Genomic DNA, 16,779 nt, shown 5'->3' with positions numbered 1-16,779 from the left:
GGATGTTGAAGCGATCGCGCCGGCCGTGAATGCGGTCGGCGCGATTGTCGCAAGGCGCTTGTAGCAAAGCGCCTGTAGCGTTAGTGAGCGAGCGGTTGCGTCACGTCCTGGCCGAACCACTGCATGGAGATCTTCTTGAGCGTGCCGTCCTGCTTGAGCGAGGTGAGCGCGTCGTTGATCGCCTTCTCGAACTTCGGATTGCCCTTGCGGAACGGAATGGCCATTTCCTGATCGGCGCCCGGCAACACGGCGCCCGGACGCAGCGGCAGATTCGACGTCTTGATGATGTACGGCAGCATCAGGCGGTCGTCCATCGTCGCGTCGATGCGCTTCGTGGCCAGGTCGCGCAGCTTCTCCGGCGCACCCGGATACGTTTGCACGTTGATGCCCGGCACGGCGCGCGCCATCTGGTCATAGTTGGTGCCGAGCGTCACGCCGAGCTTTTTGTCGCCCTTGAACGCGTCGAGCGTCTTGAATTCGCGCTTGTCGTCGGCGCGCTGGATCAGCTGGGCCGCCGAGTACGTGTACGGCTGGCTGAAGTCGAGCGCCTGCTGGCGTTGCGGCGTGATGGTCACCTGATTGACGATCACGTCGAACTTGCCGGCCTGCAGCGCCGCGATAATGCCGCTCCATTCGGTGGGAATGAACTCGGGCTTGACCCCGAGCTTGGCCGCCACGGCCTTCGCGACGTCCACGTCGAAGCCGACGAGTTCGCCCTTGCTGTCACGGGAATCGAACGGGGGATAGGTGCCTTCCAGACCGATCTTGAGCACCCCGGCCTGTTTCACGGAATCCAGCAGATCTTCTGCATGGGCAGAAACGGCGGTAAATCCCAATGCCGATACGGCAAGCGCGCTAGTGAACAGGAGCTTCGTCAACTTCATTCAACTTCCCCTCTTTATGTGGATGTCTGGACTGCTTCGCGATGGCACATCAGCGCCCCCCGAGGCCGCGTCGCTAGAGAATACTACGATCGGCAGCGCGATCGTAGCCCACGCAACTGAGTACTTTCCCGTGCTGAGCGGCGCGCAATGCTGACTGCTCGCAGAGCACTACTGAGGAGAGCCAGGTTTGCGGTGTCCGCTTCGCGAGGTTCGGATGCTGCGCGTCAAGCACGAGCCAGTCGGCGCGGGCGCCCTCAGTTGCCGGACACGCGTCCACCTTGGCCGTGGCGCGTCACTCCCAGAGATCATCCCATCGACCGGGAATGACGTGAGAGGGTTTTCCCTGGAGATGCCCCGCGTGGGTCCGCCCGGTGTGTTTTACCCGCTTCTGGTAATGTCACGCACATGCAAACGATCCTCTCCATCGAGAATCTCTCGAAAGTCTATGCATCGGGACTCCGGGCGCTCACGAACGTCAACCTCGACATCCAGCGGGGCGAAATCTTCGCGCTGTTGGGGCCGAATGGCGCGGGCAAGACGACGCTCATCAGCATCATCTGCGGCATCGTCAATGCGAGCGAAGGCAGCGTGCGCGTGGCCGGTCACGATATCCTCGCCGACTACCGCGCCGCGCGCTCGCTGATCGGCCTCGTGCCGCAGGAGCTGACCACCGACGCGTTCGAAACGGTCTGGGCCACCGTCTCGTTTAGCCGCGGCCTGTTCGGCAAGCCGGCCAACCCCGCGTATGTCGAGCGCGTGCTGCGCGACCTGTCGCTGTGGGAGAAGCGGAACAACAAGATCATGACGCTCTCGGGCGGCATGAAGCGCCGCGTGCTGATCGCGAAGGCGCTCGCGCACGAGCCGCAGGTCCTGTTTCTCGACGAACCGACTGCGGGTGTGGACGTCGAACTGCGCCGCGACATGTGGGAACTCGTGCGCGGGCTCAAGGCGAACGGCGTGACGATCATCCTGACGACCCACTATATCGACGAAGCAGAGGAGATGGCCGACCGGATCGGCGTCATCAACGGGGGCAAAATCATGCTCGTCGAGCACAAGGACGTGCTCATGCGCAAGCTGGGCCGCAAGCAACTGACGTTGCAGCTCGACGCCCCGTTGAGCGCCATTCCGGAAGGGCTCGCCGCCTGGGGGCTGGAACTGGCCGACGGCGGCAGCGAACTCATCTATACCTACGACAGCGAAAACGAACGCAACGACATCATCACGCTGCTCAGGAACCTGAACGATGCCGGCATTGGCTTCACTGACCTGCAAACGAGCCAGAGTTCGCTGGAAGACATCTTCGTGAGTCTTGTCCATAAAGACCCGCCAGCCGCTGCGCAATTCGCCGCACCTGCGGTCGCGGAAGACGGCAAAGGACAGGTAAAAGGACAAGTAAAGGGACAGGTAACCTCGCGATGAACCACTACGCAATTCGCGCCATCTATCGGTTCGAAATGGCGCGCACACGGCGCACGCTGATGCAGAGCATTGTCGCGCCGGTTATTTCGACCTCGCTCTACTTCATCGTATTCGGCTCCGCGATCGGTTCGCGCATCAAGGAAGTGAACGGTGTCAGCTATGGCGCGTTCATCGTGCCGGGCCTCATCATGCTGTCACTTTTGTCGCAGAGCATTTCGAACGCGTCGTTCGGCATCTACTTTCCGCGCTTCACGGGCACGATTTACGAACTGCTCTCCGCGCCCGTGTCCTACCTCGAAATCGTGGTCAGCTATGTCGGCGCGGCGGCGACCAAGTCGGTCGTGCTCGGGCTCATCATCCTCGCGACAGCGGCGCTCTTCGTGCCGATCCAGATCCAGCATCCCGTGTGGATGGCGCTGTTCCTGCTGCTGACGGCGGTCACATTCAGCTTGCTCGGCTTCATCATCGGCATCTGGGCGGACAACTTCGAGAAGCTGCAAATCGTGCCGCTCCTGATCATCACGCCGCTCACGTTCCTCGGCGGCGCATTCTACTCAGTCGACATGCTGCCGACCGCATGGAAGGTGATCACGCTGTTCAACCCGATCGTCTATCTGATCAGCGGTTTTCGCTGGAGCTTCTATGGGCTCGCGGACGTCGACGTTGGCGTGAGTCTCGGCATGACAGCGGCCTTTCTCGCGGTGTTCCTCGCGATCACCGCGTGGATCTTCAAGACGGGCTACCGGCTGAAAACCTGACGTTAGCGAATCAGCCGGCTTGAGCGCCTCGAACTTCAGGCCGGCACCTGCCCCGGTGTGCTGTCGAGCGGCCCGTCCTCGCGGCGGCTTGGCGGGCTGTCGAACGAGCCGTCCAGAATGCGAAGCTTGTCGGTCATCTCGGGAAAGCTGTGACCTGCGGCGCGAAGCTCATTCACGAGCCGATGCCCGACGGCCCGGCAGTGCGCCAGCGTCTCATGCAAACGCGGCTCAGACTGCAGACCGGTCACCGCCCGCTCCAGCTCAGGCGGTGATTCGCTGAGCAGTGCAGGAACGACTTCCTCCGGCGGGATCAGCGAGCCGTGACTCAGCAGTTGCGCGGTCCAGTCGCATCCGTACAGCAGTGCGCGCCGTTCGGCCCTGCGCGCTTCGTCCTGCTCGAGCGAGGCGAGGCTGTGGCGGCTCTTCTGAATCTCGGCGCGCCACGGCGCAAGAATGTCGGCACGCAGCGCCGCTATCGCTTCGCCGAGCGCAGCGTTTTGCCCACCTGCTACCAGGCGGCGTTCATCGAGTCTGTCGACTTCGTCCCGATAGCTTTCGAGGTACGCGAGCCAGTTCAACGGCAGTTCCGGCTTTTCGAAAAACGCGCGGCGCACTTCATTGACTTCGCTGCGAATATCCTGCAGCGCCTGGTTGTCCGCGAGCCGCGCTTCATGAACGTCGTGGGCCGTCACCATTTGCCGGTGCAGAGGGAAAAGCGGATTGCTGAAGCGCCGCTGCAGATGCCGCTCCGCCGCGCCGGGCCGGGCGCTCCATTTCCAGTTGGGCAGCGATTTCGCGTCGAATTCGACCGCTTCGATCATCGGCCGGAAAACAGCCAGCGCTTCTTCAGTGGCGTGGCGAAAGCAGTCCGCCAGCTTGTAGTCGTTGCCTTGCAGGGAGACGCCCGCATCCCCCGCATAAGGCGACTCGGGCCGAAGCCTCAGCGTGCCGGTGGCGAGAAAGAATTCCATCGGCAACTCGACGCTTACACCTTCCAGTGTGAACATGCGTTGATCGGCGGAAAGAGTCTCGACAGCACGCGCCAGGCGATTTTCCTCGTCGAGGAGCGCATCGATCGCGTCTCCCGACGACGGCTGCGCGGCGTCGGCAAGGAGGCAAAACGATTCGCGCGCCATTCTCGCCGCGATGCTGCCGTGCTTCTCGGCGAACAGCCAGAACCAAAGGGCAAGCTGATAGCCCTTGACCCCATTTTGAGCGGTGGTTTCGACCTCGGGTATGAACGCGATGCCGGGCGCGGCCCAGTTCGCGAACGGCTGTGTGCCAACGCCCTGGTACATGCTCAGGAGTTGGCGTATCGATTCATGCGTATCGGTGGGCCAGTTGCGCGCTTCCTCCTGGCGCTTCTCGGTCTTCCAGAACCTCCAGTCCATTCTGCACCTCGCTAGAGAGCAAGAGCATCGGTGCTACTCGCTGCGAGGGATACTTGCACACTCCGCAGAGGGCGTAAACCGGTGATGTCCGCCCTTGCCCTTCAAGCCCCGCTCAATTCCTGATGGAGCGCGACAAATTCGCGCGTGAGTTTGTGCGCGGGATCGAGGTGAACGACGGGCTTGGCCTGCTGATGCGATTCGCGAATCTTCACCGACGACGACAGCCGCGACGACAGCACCGGCAACCCTTCCTCGACGAGCTCATCGACAAGTTTCTGCGGCAGGCTCGCGCGCGGCTGAAACTGGTTGATGACGATGCCTTCAACGGTGAGCGCGGCATTGTGATCCTGCTGAATCTCCTTCACGTTTTCGAGCAGCGTGTAGAGTGCGCGGCGCGAGAAGTCATCGCAGTCGAATGGAATGAGGCAGCGCTCGACCGCGATCAGCGCGGAGCGCGTGTAGAAGTTCAGCGCAGGCGGCGTGTCGATGTAGATCGCATCGTACATGTCGAGTTCTTTGAGCGCATCGCGCAGCTTGTAGATCTTGTAGCGCGACTCGAGCTTGCCGTGCAGCGTGTCGAGATCGGCATGCGCGGGCATCACGTCCAGATTCTCGAAGGGCGTGGAATGGATGAACGACGTGACGTCGATGGGCTTGAAGCTGAAGGTCAGCGCGGTTTCGAAGAAATCCGCGACGTTGGGCTTCGCATCGGTGGAAGCGGCCCCGAGCAGGTACTGGCTCGAATTTGCCTGCGCGTCGAGGTCGATGACGAGCGTACGCTGCCCCTCATGCGCGCTGATCGCCGCGAGATTACAAACAATCGTTGACTTGCCTACACCACCCTTCTGATTGAACACCACACGCCGCATGTCTTCGCTCCCCTATTTCTCGTCAACTCAATGAGACGGATGGGCTCAGCATACCCGATGCGGCGGTGCAAAAAGGATTTTTGGTGGCGGTTTTCCTGGCCAGCGGCTAGTTATACGACCGCTTCATTTACCCGTGCCGTTTGGCTGGTTATAACCACTCCCGTCGCATGCGTAACTCGCGGTCGCCGGAAGCGCAAAGACAAGTGATACCGCCAACAGGGCTGCAAAAACGCGTCGAGCTTTCATTTGCTTTTCTCCTGTTCAAACGTAAGCCGGTGCGTTAAGCATAGGTCAGGTGACTTAAAGCGCAATTTCATATGATTACGCCCCAAAGACTCGCGCTCAACGATGCCCCCAAAACCTGCGTTGCACCTGCATCACTTCTTCCTCAACCGCGGCCACGGGCCCGATCAAGTCAACGCGCTTCTGGCAATGGTCGAAGACATACCGCGACGACACACTCATCGTCGGATTCTCCGCGTGATCGCCCGTGGCTTGCAGCAGCCGCTCTTCCGTCATGCCGAAAACGACGCGCCCAATGTTCGCCCAGTAGGCCGTGCCGGCGCACATGCAACACGGCTCGACCGTCGTATAGAGCGTGCAGCCCCACAGGTATTGCGGCGTAAAGTTGAGCGCGGCGGTGCGTGCTAGCACCGATTCCGCATGATTGACGGTATCGACATTGCCCTGTTCGATGAGAACCGACTCCTGATCGGGCCCGACGAGAATGGCGCCAAACGGGTGATGGCCCAACAGTGTCGCGCGTTCCGCGATCCGGCTTGCGTGACGCAAATGGCGCACGATCTGTTCGCGCGTTGGCGCGAGCCCTTGCTCGGGAAACGCCGATGTGTCCTGTTGCGGGGGAATGGTCAGGCTCAAAGTGTGTCTCCTCCTTGTTGTCGGTGTTACTTCGGCAACGCGCCGTCCACGCCCTGTACGAACCAGTTCAACCGCAGCAACTCGGCGTCCGGCAGCGACGTGCCGGCGGCCACCTTGATCACGCCGCTCTGATCCTTGATCGGCCCCGCGAACGGATCGAACTTGCCTGCAATGATGTCGTCGCGTTTTTGCGCGAGCGCCTTTTGCGCGGCAGGCGACACGGATGTCGTGTTGATGTCGGCGAGGTCGATGGCTTTTTCCTTGAGACCCCACCACGTTGGCGCGTTGGTCCACGTGCCCGCTTGCACCTGTTCGATCAGGTGAGAGTAATACACGCCCCAGTAGCTCACGCATGCGCCCAATTGGGCGTTCGGGCCGAACTTCTTCATATCGGAGTCCCAACCGAACGCGTGCACTTTCTTCTGCTCGGCGGTCTGCATCGTCGCCGTCGAATCGGTGTTCTGGATCAGCACGTCCGCGCCCTGGCCGATCAGCGTTTCGGCCGCCTGTTTCTCCTTACCCGGATCGAACCAGCTATTGATCCAGATGACCTTGACCTTCGCATTCGGATTGACTGAACGCGCGCCCATCGTGAAGGCGTTGATGTTGCGCACCACTTCCGGCACCGGCACCGAGGCGACGAAACCGAGCGTATTCGTCTTCGTCGTATAGCCGCCGACTAGCCCGGCGAGATACGCGCTCTGGTACGTGCGCACGTCATAGGTTGCGAAGTTCGTGGCCTTCTTGTATCCCGTCGCATGCTCGAATACGACGTCGGGATAATCCTTTGCGGTTTTCAGTTCGAAGTCCTGAAAACCGAAACTCGAGCCGACAATAATCTTGTTGCCCTTGCTCGCCAGATCGCGGAACACGCGCTCCGAATCGGCCGATTCGGGCACGTTCTCCACGCGCGTGACCTTGATCTGGTCACCGAACTTCGCTTCGATCGCCTTCACGCCCTGTTCGTGCGCATAGGTCCAGCCTGCATCGCCGGGGTTGCCGAGATAGACGAACGCGACGCCCATCGGGGCCGCCGCGGTGGCCGCTGGGCTCACCGCGACACAGGCGCCGAGCGCCGCGCATACCGTCGCTACAAGGCGCAGTGAGCGCGCCGCCGCGCAAGCGAGTTTTGTTGCCATGAGGTCTCCGAAACAGGGATTGGGAAGGACGCGACGCGGCGGTTCTCCGCCGATTGACGTCGCGCCAGCGGAGATAGTGGTAAGCCAAAATTAAGGCCGAAATTTCGATTCATTATGCGATGGATAACAGAATCGATATAACCCTCAACGCATGACGGAAGCACCGCGAACGTCCAGGGCTTCACGCTGGAACGCGTCGTGCTTGCCAAACCCGTTGCCCCTTCAACCTTTGCGCACGGGAGACCTGTCATGCAAACCGCATTCGCCACGGACTTTTCGCACGTCAAGCCGCAGGACACGTCATTCACGGACGGCGGGCTGCGCGACTTCTTTGTCTATCGAGACCTGGGAATCGCCAAAGCGACGCACGGCAAGGTGGTCGCGCAACTCGTCAGGGCAAATCTTGCGCCGGAATTGGGCACGGGCTGGCACCGGCATGAGGCAGATTTTCATATCGTCATCATGCTCAAGGGCTGGGCGCGCTTCATGTACGGCGACAAGGAAACCCTCGTCGAAGCGGGAGACTGCGTGCATCAGGCGCCGGGCATCGCCCATTATCTCTTCGATTACTCGCCCGACATGGAGTACCTCGAAATCGTGAGCCCCGCCGACTTCAAATCGATCGACGTGGAAGCGCCTTGCGCCGTGCCCGCGCCGGCGTCCTGGCAAGCGAGCCCCGCGATCTAGCGCGCTCGCCCTATTTGGGCTGCGTTTCGGCGGCGCGGCTGATCGCCGTTGCGGCATGCGCCTCGGCGTCGAGCAGCGCGCGCAGGGTCACCTGATCGTCGCCAGGCGCCTCCGAAGCCGCGATGCGCCGCGCGCGCGGCTCGTGGTCGTGAATGGTCGAGCGCACGAGCGGATAAATCTGCGTGTCCCAGCGGCGGCCGTTGAATACGCCGTAGTGGCCCACGCCCGTCTGCACATGATGCGTCTTCATGTAAGGGCGCAGCCCCCGGCACAGATCATGGGCGGCAACGGTCTGGCCCACCGCGCAGATATCGTCCTTCTCGCCTTCGATGGTGAGCAGCGCGGTGCGGCGGATCGCGTGCGGCTCGACGAGGCGCTCGCCCACCTTGAGCTTGCCGAGCGGCAGTTCGTATTCCTGAAACACCGAACTGACCGTTTCCAGATAGAACTCCGCGGCGAGATCGGACGTGGCGAAGTACTCGCGATAGAACACATTGAGCGCATCGGCTCGCGTGGGGTCGCCCTTCGCCCGCTCGTGGCGCATCTCCTCGAACGAGGCGAGATGGCGCTCCAGGTTCATCGACATGAACGCACTGAGCTGCACGAAGCCCGGATACACGCGACGCTGCGCGCCGGGAAAGCCGCCTGGCACCGCGCTGATGAGATTGCGCTCGAACCACGTGATCGGCTTGCTGTTGGCGAGTTCGTTGACCTTGGTGGGATTCACCCGGCAATCGATCGGCCCTGCCATCAGCGTCATGCTCGCGGGCTGCGCGGGATCGTTGTCGGCGGCCATCAGCGATACGGCCGCGAGCGCCGCGACCGTCGGCTGGCAGATCGCCACCAGATGCGCATCGGGGCCGATCCGTCGAATGAACGACATGACGTGCTCGACATATTCGTCGAAACCGAAGCGGCCCGCCGACAAGGGCACGTCGCGTGGGTTGTGCCAGTCGGTGATATAGACGTCGTGGTCGGCGAGCATGGTGCGCACGGTGCCGCGCAGCAGGGTCGCGAAGTGCCCCGACATTGGAGCTACGAGCAGCACGCGCGGCTGCGGCACGGCGACGTCCTTGCGAAAGTGGAGCAGCGAGGCGAACGGCGTGCGCTTGACGATGGCCTCGGTCACCGGCGTGCGCACGCCATCCACCTCCACGACATCGATTTCAAACGGCGGCCGCGCGTGTGAGAGCCCGGCAAGCTCGATCTGCTCCCACCATGCATCGAGATAGCGCGCGTCGAATCCGCACGCGAGCGCGGGCCAGGCCGCGATCGCCGCGCGGGAGAACGACGCGCTGGCGCGCCCGAACCTCGTCACATCCGCGAACGTCTGATAGGCCAGATAGGCAAGCAGGTTCATTGGGCACGGCTCTCATTTGTCGTGAACGCGAAGCTGAAGCAGGCAATACGTATGCCAGAAGCGTTTACTGGCACAGTGCTTGCACCTTTTCGGCATGGCGCGGCATGCGTGCGCGGGCACGCGCGCCGTGGCCTGCGTGCCTCGCCATGGCGGCAGGGCGCGAGTGCTTCGCGCAAAGCGCCGGTTGCGCCTTGCCGCGTGCCGCAATGTAGTGCGGCGAGTGGCGCGAGCGGTGCATACCGGGGCGATGCGCGCATTCGGTGCACGCGGCTTCCCGCGCATGGCCACTGTGTCCTTACTGTTCTGGAGCGCCCTATGGATCAGACGAATACGACCCTGACGATCAGCAGCCGGAACTATTCGTCGTGGTCCATGCGCGGCTGGCTGCTCGCCAAGCTCGCTGGACTCGAATTCGACACGGTAACGGTGCCGCTCGACGACGCGGCCGCGCGTGCCGAGCTGCTGCTGCTCTCGCCTTCCATTCTCGTTCCCTGCCTGCGCCACGACGGCATCACGGTCTGGGACACGCTCGCAATCTGCGAATACCTCAACGAAATCCAGCCGCACGCGCAACTGTTGCCTGCGGACCGCACGGCGCGCGCGCACTGCCGCTCGGTCTGCGGGGAAATGCATTCGGGGTTCAGCGCATTGCGCTCGGCGCTGCCGATGAACCTGCGCGGCCACTTTCCGAACTTTCGCGTCTGGTCGCGCGCGCAGGACGATATCGGGCGTATCGTGACTATCTGGCGCGAATGTCTGCAAAAGTATGGCGGCCCCTGGCTTTTCGGCGAGATCGGCGCGGCGGACGCGATGTATGCACCCGTCGTCACACGCCTGCTAACTTACGACGTGCCGATCGACCCCGACATCGGCGACTACTGCATGCGCATACTCAAGCAGCCTTACGTCGCTGAATGGATCGCGGCGGCCCAGTCGGAAACCGAGGACATCGACGAACTCGATATGGAGTTCTGAGCGTCACTGCGCACCAAGATCGAGCATGACGCGATGCCCCGGCATCGGCATGGAAGTTGCGTCACCCCCATGCAGCCCGAATACCGAACAGTATGAAGAAGCGCGCAAAAAGCAGCGCAAAAGAGAAGCGGACGGAAAAACGCACATGATGCAAACATTCTTCAACGAGATGTTCGAGCACGGGGAATTCGACGTTCGCGGCCTCGCCGCCTCGGCGTTCGCGCAGGCCGGCGAGCCGCGCGCCCACTACCGCGAATTCTTCACATGGATGCGCAGCCAGAGCGAGCAGCAGATGCTCAAGAAGCGCGTCGAAGCCGATGCCATCTTCCGGCGCGTGGGCATCACCTTCGCCGTGTACGGCGAAAAGGACGTAACGGGCGCCGGCACCGAGCGCACGATTCCGTTCGACGTGATCCCGCGCATCTTCCAGCGCCAGGAGTGGAACACGCTCGAGCGCGGTTTGCGCCAGCGCGTGAATGCGCTCAACCGCTTCATCCACGACATTTATCACGAGCAGGAGATCGTGAAGCGCGGCATCGTGCCCGCCGACCAGATCCTGCACAACGCGCAATACCGCCCCGAGATGCAGGGCGTGAACGTCGCGCACGGCATCTATGCCCATATCGCGGGCATCGATATCGTGCGCGCCGGCGAGGGTGAGTTCTACGTGCTGGAGGACAACCTGCGCGTGCCCTCCGGCGTTTCGTACATGCTGGAAAACCGCAAGATGATGATGCGGCTCTTTCCCGATCTGTTCGTGCGCAATCGCGTGGCGCCCGTCGCGCACTATCCCGACCTGCTGCTCGACACCTTGCGCGCCGCCGCGCCTTCCGGCGCCGACAACCCGACCGTCGTGGTGCTCACGCCGGGCACGTACAACTCGGCGTACTTCGAGCACGCGTTCCTTGCGCAGCAAATGGGCATCGAACTCGTGGAAGGCCAGGACCTGTTCGTCGAGAACGATCATCTTTATATGCGTACGACGCAGGGCCCGCAGCGCGTGGACGTGATCTACCGGCGTGTGGACGACGACTTTCTCGATCCGCACGTCTTCCGCTCCGACTCCACGCTCGGCGCGGCGGGCCTCATGAACGTCTACCGCAAGGGCAACGTGACGCTGTGCAACGCGGTGGGCACGGGCGTGGCCGACGACAAGTCGATCTACCCCTACGTGCCCGACATGGTGCGCTTCTATCTGGGCGAGGAACCGCTGCTCAAGAACGTGCCCACGTGGATGTGCCGCAAGACCGACGACCTGCAATACGTGCTCGACCATTTGCCGGAACTGGTCGTGAAGGAAGCGCACGGCGCGGGCGGCTACGGCATGCTGATCGGTCCGGCTGCCACGCGCGCCGAAATCGAGGCGTTTCGTGCGGCGCTCGTCGCACACCCGGACAAGTACATTGCGCAGCCTACGCTCTCGCTCTCCACCTGCCCAACCTGGGTCGAAACGGGCATCGCGCCGCGCCATATCGACCTGCGGCCGTTCGTGCTCTCCGGCAAGGAAGTGCGCATGGTGCCGGGCGGCCTCACGCGGGTCGCGCTGCGCGAAGGCTCGCTCGTGGTCAATTCCTCGCAGGGCGGTGGCACGAAGGACACCTGGGTGCTCGAGCGCTGAGCCGGCGCATCAACGAACTCAAGCGGCGCGTGGGCGTTCACGACCGCGAAGACGAAGCCGAGATCACGCGATGAACAAAGCGCAATTTGTCGATGACAGGCGTTGGCAGCGCGAATGGATAGCCGTCGGGCATACCGAGGCTGCGGTTCAGGCTGTTGAGCGCGTAGGTGAGCGGAAACCAGCGCGCCATGAGGCTGTCGAAGCTCGCCTCGTCCACCGGAGTCTGGTCGACCAGCGTGGGCTCGTCGGGGCTGTCTGGCAGCAGCGCGAGGCCGCAGGCCGTGGCCGTGTCGAGCGTATCGACGATATGCAGGTAATGCGCCCACGTCTCGGCCCAGTCCTCCCACGGATGCACCGACGCATACGCGCTCACGTGGCGCTCGGCCCAGTCGGGCGCGGGGCCCTCGGCGTAATGCGCGGCGAGCGCCTGGGCATAGTCGGCACGCTCGTCGCCGAAGCAGCGGCGAAACGGTTCGAGCCAGCGCCCGGTTGGCTCCTGCGCAATGAGACGGTCGAAATAGTAATGGCCGACCTCGTGACGGAAATGCCCCAGCAAGGTGCGATACGGCTCGTGCAGGGAGACGCGAGTGCGCTCGCGATGCGCGTCGTCGGCCTCGGCGATATTCATCGTGATGAGGCCGTGATCGTGGCCCGTCATGATCTGCTGGCCATCGCCCGTTGCTTCGAGAAACTCGAATTGCAGACCATGTTCCGGGTCTTCGGTGCGCGTGACGAGCGGCAAGCCGAGCGCGCCCAGTGTGTAGAGCAGGCGCCGCTTGGCCGATTCGAGGCGATACCAGTAAAGGCGGTTTTCGGGCTGCGAGAGGTTGGGGATCGTGCGCGTGAACTGGCACGCGCTGCACAGCGTGTCCTCGGAATCGGCCGGAATCATGCCGTTGCAGACGTTTTCGATCGCGTAGTTGTGGCACTGGCGAAAGAGCGCGCCTTCTTCCTGCGCATTCAGGCTGCGCCAGCGGCCCTCGCCGGCGTCCCCGAAGGCGTGCATCTCGCCCGTCTGCGGCACGTAGCCGAGGCGCGCCTCGCAGCGTTCGCAGCGCTCGTTTTCGAAAAACACCAGCTGATTGCAGTGGTCGCAGTGGAAGGTCTTCATGGCCGCACTCCTGTGATGGCCGCGCGGGCCGCAGCACCTCGCGCAGCACGCGGCGTGCCTCGCACGCGCGTGGCGCCGTTGTCGCCCCGGCTGTCACATCCCGCACTCGCGCCGTCTGCATCATACGCACGCTGCGCCGTGCGCCGCTTCCCCGCTTTTGCGCCGTTCCATCCACGTCGATCGAGGAGTCGGGTGTGTCCATCCGTGTCGCGTTAAACCATGTCACGCAGTATCGCTATGACCGGCTCGTGAGCCTCGCGCCTCACGTGGTGCGCCTGCGCCCCGCGCCGCACTGCCGCACGCCCATCCTCTCGTATTCGATGCGCGTGGAGCCCGCCGGTCATTTCGTCAACTGGCAGCAGGACCCGTTCGCCAACTACCAGGCGCGGCTCGCGTTTCCCGAGCCGACGCGCGAGTTCCGCGTCACGATCGATCTGGTCGCGGAAATGGCGGTGTACAACCCGTTCGACTTCTTTCTCGAGCCGAGCGCCGAGCGCTTTCCGTTTACCTACGCGCCCGAGCTGGCCGCCGAACTCGCGCCGTATCTCGTGCCATGGGCCGCGCGCGGCGAGCCTACGCCGCGCTTCGCCGCGTTCGTCGAGTCGATCGACCGCACGCCGCGCGTGACCATCGACTTTCTCGTCGATCTGAACCAGCGCCTGCAACGCGAAATTGGCTACCTGATCCGTATGGAGCCCGGCGTGCAGACGCCCGAAGAAACGCTGGAAAAGGGCTGCGGCTCGTGCCGCGACACGGGCTGGCTGCTCGTGCAGACGCTGCGCCAGCTCGGGCTCGCTGCGCGCTTCGTTTCGGGCTACCTGCTGCAGCTCACGCCCGATGTCAAGGCGATCGACGGCCCGCGCGGCGCAGAGTCCGACTTCACCGACCTGCACGCGTGGTGCGAGGTCTATCTGCCGGGCGCGGGCTGGATCGGGCTCGATCCGACCTCGGGACTGCTCGCGGGCGAAGGCCATATTCCGGTGGCGTGCACGCCGGAACCCGGCAGCGCCGCGCCGATCTCGGGCGCGCTCGACGAATGTGAAGTCGAGTTCTCGCATTCGATGTCGATCTCGCGCGTGCTCGAAACGCCGCGCGTGACCAAGCCCTACACCGAAGCGCAATGGGCCGACATGCACGCGATGGGTGTGCAGGTGGACGCCGCGCTCGCCGGCCAGGACGTGCGCCTCACGATGGGCGGCGAGCCGACCTTCGTGGCCGCGGGCGACCGCGACGCGCCCGAATGGAATACCGACGCGCTCGGCCCGACCAAGCGCCGCTATGCCATCGCGCTGATGGACAAGTTGCGGGCCCACTATGGCGCGCTCGGCTTTCTGCATATCGGCCAGGGCAAGTGGTATCCGGGCGAGCAGTTGCCGCGCTGGGCGCTTTCGCTCTTCTGGCGCACGGACGGCGAGCCCTGCTGGCGCGATCCCGCGCTCTTCGCCGACGAGCGCTCGCTCACCCGCCATACGGCGCAGGACGCACAGCGCTTCATTGCGCACCTCGCGGCGAAGCTCGCGGTCGATCCCCAGCACGTGCAGCCGGGCTACGAGGACACCTGGTATTACCTGTGGCGCGAGCGCCGCCTGCCCGTGAACGTCGATCCGTTCGACTCGCGCCTCGACGACGAACTGGAGCGCATGCGGCTGCGCCGCGTATTCGACTCGGGCCTCGACACCGTGACGGGATACGTGCTGCCGCTCGCGTGCGAGCGCGGCGAGCCTGCTGCGGCTCAACCCGCCTTGCGGGGCCCGCGCTGGGTGAGCGGCCCCTGGTTCTTCCGCGACGAGCGCATGTACCTCATTCCCGGCGACTCGCCGATGGGCTACCGGTTGCCGCTCGATGCGCTACCCTGGGTTGCGGCGGCCGACTACCCGTGGCAGCACACGCGCGATCCGTTCGCCGCACCGGCGCCGCTGCGCAGCGCGGCCGAGTTGCGCATGCAGTACGAGGCGGGCTTTGACGCAGCCGCGCAATCGCGGCACGGGGGAAGCGCGGAAATCGCGGGAAGCGCCAACGCAGCCGAAGCAAACCGCTACCCCGAGCGCGGCGAATCCGCCGCCTGGATCCACCGCACCGCACTGTGCGTCGAAGCGCGCGACCCGGCGCGCGCCGCAGGGCCGAAAGCCGAAGCCGCATCCTTGGGCCGCGCGCAAGGCCAGTTGCACGTCTTCATGCCGCCGCTCGCCGAACTCGACGATTACCTCGCCCTGCTCGCCGCAGTCGAAGCCACCGCCGCCGACCTCACGCTGCCCGTCGTGATCGAAGGCTATCCGCCGCCGCGCGACCCGCGCCTGAAAATGCTCCAGGTCACGCCCGACCCCGGTGTGATCGAGGTGAACATCCACCCGTCGTCGAACTGGGATGAACTGGTCGAGCGCACCGAATTCCTCTATCAGGCCGCGCACGAAACGCTGCTCTCCACCGAGAAGTTCATGCTCGACGGCCGGCACACCGGCACCGGCGGCGGCAATCATCTCGTGCTCGGCGGCGCCACGCCCGCCGACAGCCCTTTCCTGCGCCGCCCCGACCTGCTCGCGAGCCTCGTGGCCTACTGGCACAACCATCCGTCGCTTTCGTATTTGTTTTCGGGCCTTTTCATCGGGGCGACGAGCCAGGCGCCGCGCGTGGACGAAGCGCGCAATGATCAGGTCTACGAACTGGAAGTCGCGTTCGCCGAGATCCAGCGTCAGGTCGATGTGCTGCGCGGCTTCGGGAGCCCCTTCGACGAAGGCCCGCGCGTGCCGCCCTGGCTCATCGACCGCACGCTGCGCAACATCCTCATCGACGTGACGGGCAACACGCATCGCGCCGAGTTCTGCATCGACAAGCTCTACTCGCCCGACGGCCCGACCGGGCGCCTCGGCCTGCTCGAACTGCGCGGCTTCGAAATGCCGCCGCACGCGCGCATGAGCCTCGCGCAACAACTGCTGCTGCGCGCGCTCGTCGCGCGCTTCTGGAAAACGCCGTACACGCAGCGCCTCACGCGCTGGGGCACCGAGCTGCACGACCGCTTCATGCTGTCGACCTTCGTGCAAATGGACCTCGACGACGTGCTCGCCGAAACGTCCAGTGCGGGATTCGCGCTCGATGCCGCGTGGTTCGCGCCGCACTTCGAATTCCGCTTCCCGCTCGTGGGCGAGTTGCAGACGGGTGGCATTGCGCTCTCGGTGCGCCATGCGCTCGAACCGTGGCATGTGATGGGCGAAGAAGGCGGGGCCGGCGCCACGGTGCGTTACGTCGACTCGTCGGTGGAGCGGCTCGAAGTGCGCGTGCTCGGCATCAACGAAAGCCGCCATACCGTCAGCGTGAACGGCCGCGCATTGCCGCTTCAGCCCACCGGGCGCGTCAGCGAGAGCGTGGCGGGCGTGCGCTTTCGCGCGTGGCAGCAGTCGGCGGCGCTGCATCCGACCATCGGCGTGCATGCGCCGCTCACGATCGATATCGTCGACACCTGGAGCGCGCGCGCGATCGGCGGATGCCAGTATCATGTTGCGCATCCTGGCGGCCGCAGTTATCAGACTTTTCCAGTCAACGCCTACGAGGCCGAAAGCCGCCGCCGCGCGCGCTTCTTCACGACCGGGCACACGCCGGGGACGGTGGAAGTGGCGCCGCCCGAGCGCAGCCTCGAATTTCCGTTCACACTGGATCTACGCCGCGGCTGATTGCGGCCGATAACCCGTCAA

Annotated in this window: 13 protein-coding genes; 6 read left to right on the top strand and 7 right to left on the bottom strand. The window is 64.0% G+C overall.

Annotated features, from left to right (window positions below; genetic code table 11):
* Window positions 1–80 precede the first annotated feature (80 nt).
* Window positions 81–884, bottom strand: a complete 804-nt coding sequence (locus tag L0U83_RS29040; RefSeq protein WP_233887584.1) for a transporter substrate-binding domain-containing protein — start codon at window positions 882–884, stop codon at window positions 81–83.
* Window positions 885–1,289: 405 nt separating this feature from the next.
* Between L0U83_RS29040 and L0U83_RS29035 the strand changes: the two genes are divergently transcribed.
* Together L0U83_RS29035 and L0U83_RS29030 are read left to right on the top strand one after the other, a co-directional pair.
* Window positions 1,290–2,306, top strand: a complete 1,017-nt coding sequence (locus L0U83_RS29035; protein WP_233887583.1) for an ABC transporter ATP-binding protein — start codon at window positions 1,290–1,292, stop codon at window positions 2,304–2,306.
* Entirely contained in the window at window positions 2,303–3,064 is a 762-nt protein-coding gene (locus L0U83_RS29030) for an ABC transporter permease (RefSeq protein WP_028206926.1), read from the top strand. The genes L0U83_RS29035 and L0U83_RS29030 overlap by 4 nt, the downstream gene beginning before the upstream one ends.
* Window positions 3,065–3,099: 35 nt before the next feature.
* Here L0U83_RS29030 and L0U83_RS29025 read toward each other — a convergent pair whose 3' ends face one another.
* The 4 genes from L0U83_RS29025 to L0U83_RS29010 form a co-directional block, all read right to left on the bottom strand.
* The gene (locus tag L0U83_RS29025; protein ID WP_233887582.1) at window positions 3,100–4,455 is read right to left on the bottom strand and encodes a tryptophan leader peptide; all 1,356 of its coding nucleotides are present in this window, start codon (window positions 4,453–4,455) and stop codon (window positions 3,100–3,102) included.
* A 101-nt stretch (window positions 4,456–4,556) separates the two neighbouring features.
* Window positions 4,557–5,324: a ParA family protein gene (locus L0U83_RS29020; protein ID WP_233887581.1), complete on the bottom strand. Its 768-nt coding sequence runs from the start codon at window positions 5,322–5,324 to the stop codon at window positions 4,557–4,559.
* 342 nt (window positions 5,325–5,666) lie between these two features.
* Window positions 5,667–6,203: a nucleoside deaminase gene (locus L0U83_RS29015; RefSeq protein WP_233887580.1), complete on the bottom strand. Its 537-nt coding sequence runs from the start codon at window positions 6,201–6,203 to the stop codon at window positions 5,667–5,669.
* A gap of 26 nt (window positions 6,204–6,229) precedes the next feature.
* Window positions 6,230–7,342, bottom strand: a complete 1,113-nt coding sequence (locus tag L0U83_RS29010) for a BMP family ABC transporter substrate-binding protein (protein WP_233887579.1) — start codon at window positions 7,340–7,342, stop codon at window positions 6,230–6,232.
* A 249-nt stretch (window positions 7,343–7,591) separates the two neighbouring features.
* On the opposite strand from L0U83_RS29010, the gene L0U83_RS29005 reads away from it, so the two are divergent.
* Complete coding sequence (locus tag L0U83_RS29005; protein ID WP_233887578.1) at window positions 7,592–8,029, top strand: cupin domain-containing protein; 438 nt, start codon at window positions 7,592–7,594, stop codon at window positions 8,027–8,029.
* Window positions 8,030–8,039: 10 nt separating this feature from the next.
* Here the strand turns inward: L0U83_RS29005 and L0U83_RS29000 are convergent, their stop codons facing one another.
* A complete protein-coding gene (locus L0U83_RS29000) occupies window positions 8,040–9,389 on the bottom strand; it encodes a polyhydroxyalkanoate depolymerase (RefSeq protein ID WP_233887577.1) in 1,350 nt (449 codons plus the stop codon).
* 315 nt (window positions 9,390–9,704) lie between these two features.
* Here L0U83_RS29000 and L0U83_RS28995 point away from each other — a divergent pair, with 315 nt between their 5' ends.
* Together L0U83_RS28995 and L0U83_RS28990 are read left to right on the top strand one after the other, a co-directional pair.
* Window positions 9,705–10,364 carry a glutathione S-transferase family protein gene (locus L0U83_RS28995; protein ID WP_233887576.1) on the top strand — a complete coding sequence of 220 codons (660 nt, stop codon included), beginning with the start codon at window positions 9,705–9,707 and terminating at the stop codon, window positions 10,362–10,364.
* A 145-nt stretch (window positions 10,365–10,509) separates the two neighbouring features.
* Window positions 10,510–11,982: a circularly permuted type 2 ATP-grasp protein gene (locus tag L0U83_RS28990; RefSeq protein WP_233887575.1), complete on the top strand. Its 1,473-nt coding sequence runs from the start codon at window positions 10,510–10,512 to the stop codon at window positions 11,980–11,982.
* 37 nt (window positions 11,983–12,019) lie between these two features.
* On the opposite strand, the gene L0U83_RS28985 is transcribed toward L0U83_RS28990, so the two are convergent.
* Window positions 12,020–13,093, bottom strand: a complete 1,074-nt coding sequence (locus L0U83_RS28985) for a zinc-binding metallopeptidase family protein (RefSeq protein WP_233887574.1) — start codon at window positions 13,091–13,093, stop codon at window positions 12,020–12,022.
* 194 nt (window positions 13,094–13,287) lie between these two features.
* Between L0U83_RS28985 and L0U83_RS28980 the strand changes: the two genes are divergently transcribed.
* Window positions 13,288–16,758: a transglutaminase family protein gene (locus L0U83_RS28980; protein ID WP_233887573.1), complete on the top strand. Its 3,471-nt coding sequence runs from the start codon at window positions 13,288–13,290 to the stop codon at window positions 16,756–16,758.
* Window positions 16,759–16,779: the final 21 nt, after the last annotated feature.

Origin of the sequence: Paraburkholderia flagellata, assembly GCF_021390645.1 — a bacterium.
GTDB classification, from domain to species: Bacteria; Pseudomonadota; Gammaproteobacteria; order Burkholderiales; family Burkholderiaceae; genus Paraburkholderia; species Paraburkholderia flagellata.
Note: the sequence above shows the minus strand (reverse complement) of the source record. Positions and strands in the feature narration are given on the sequence as shown.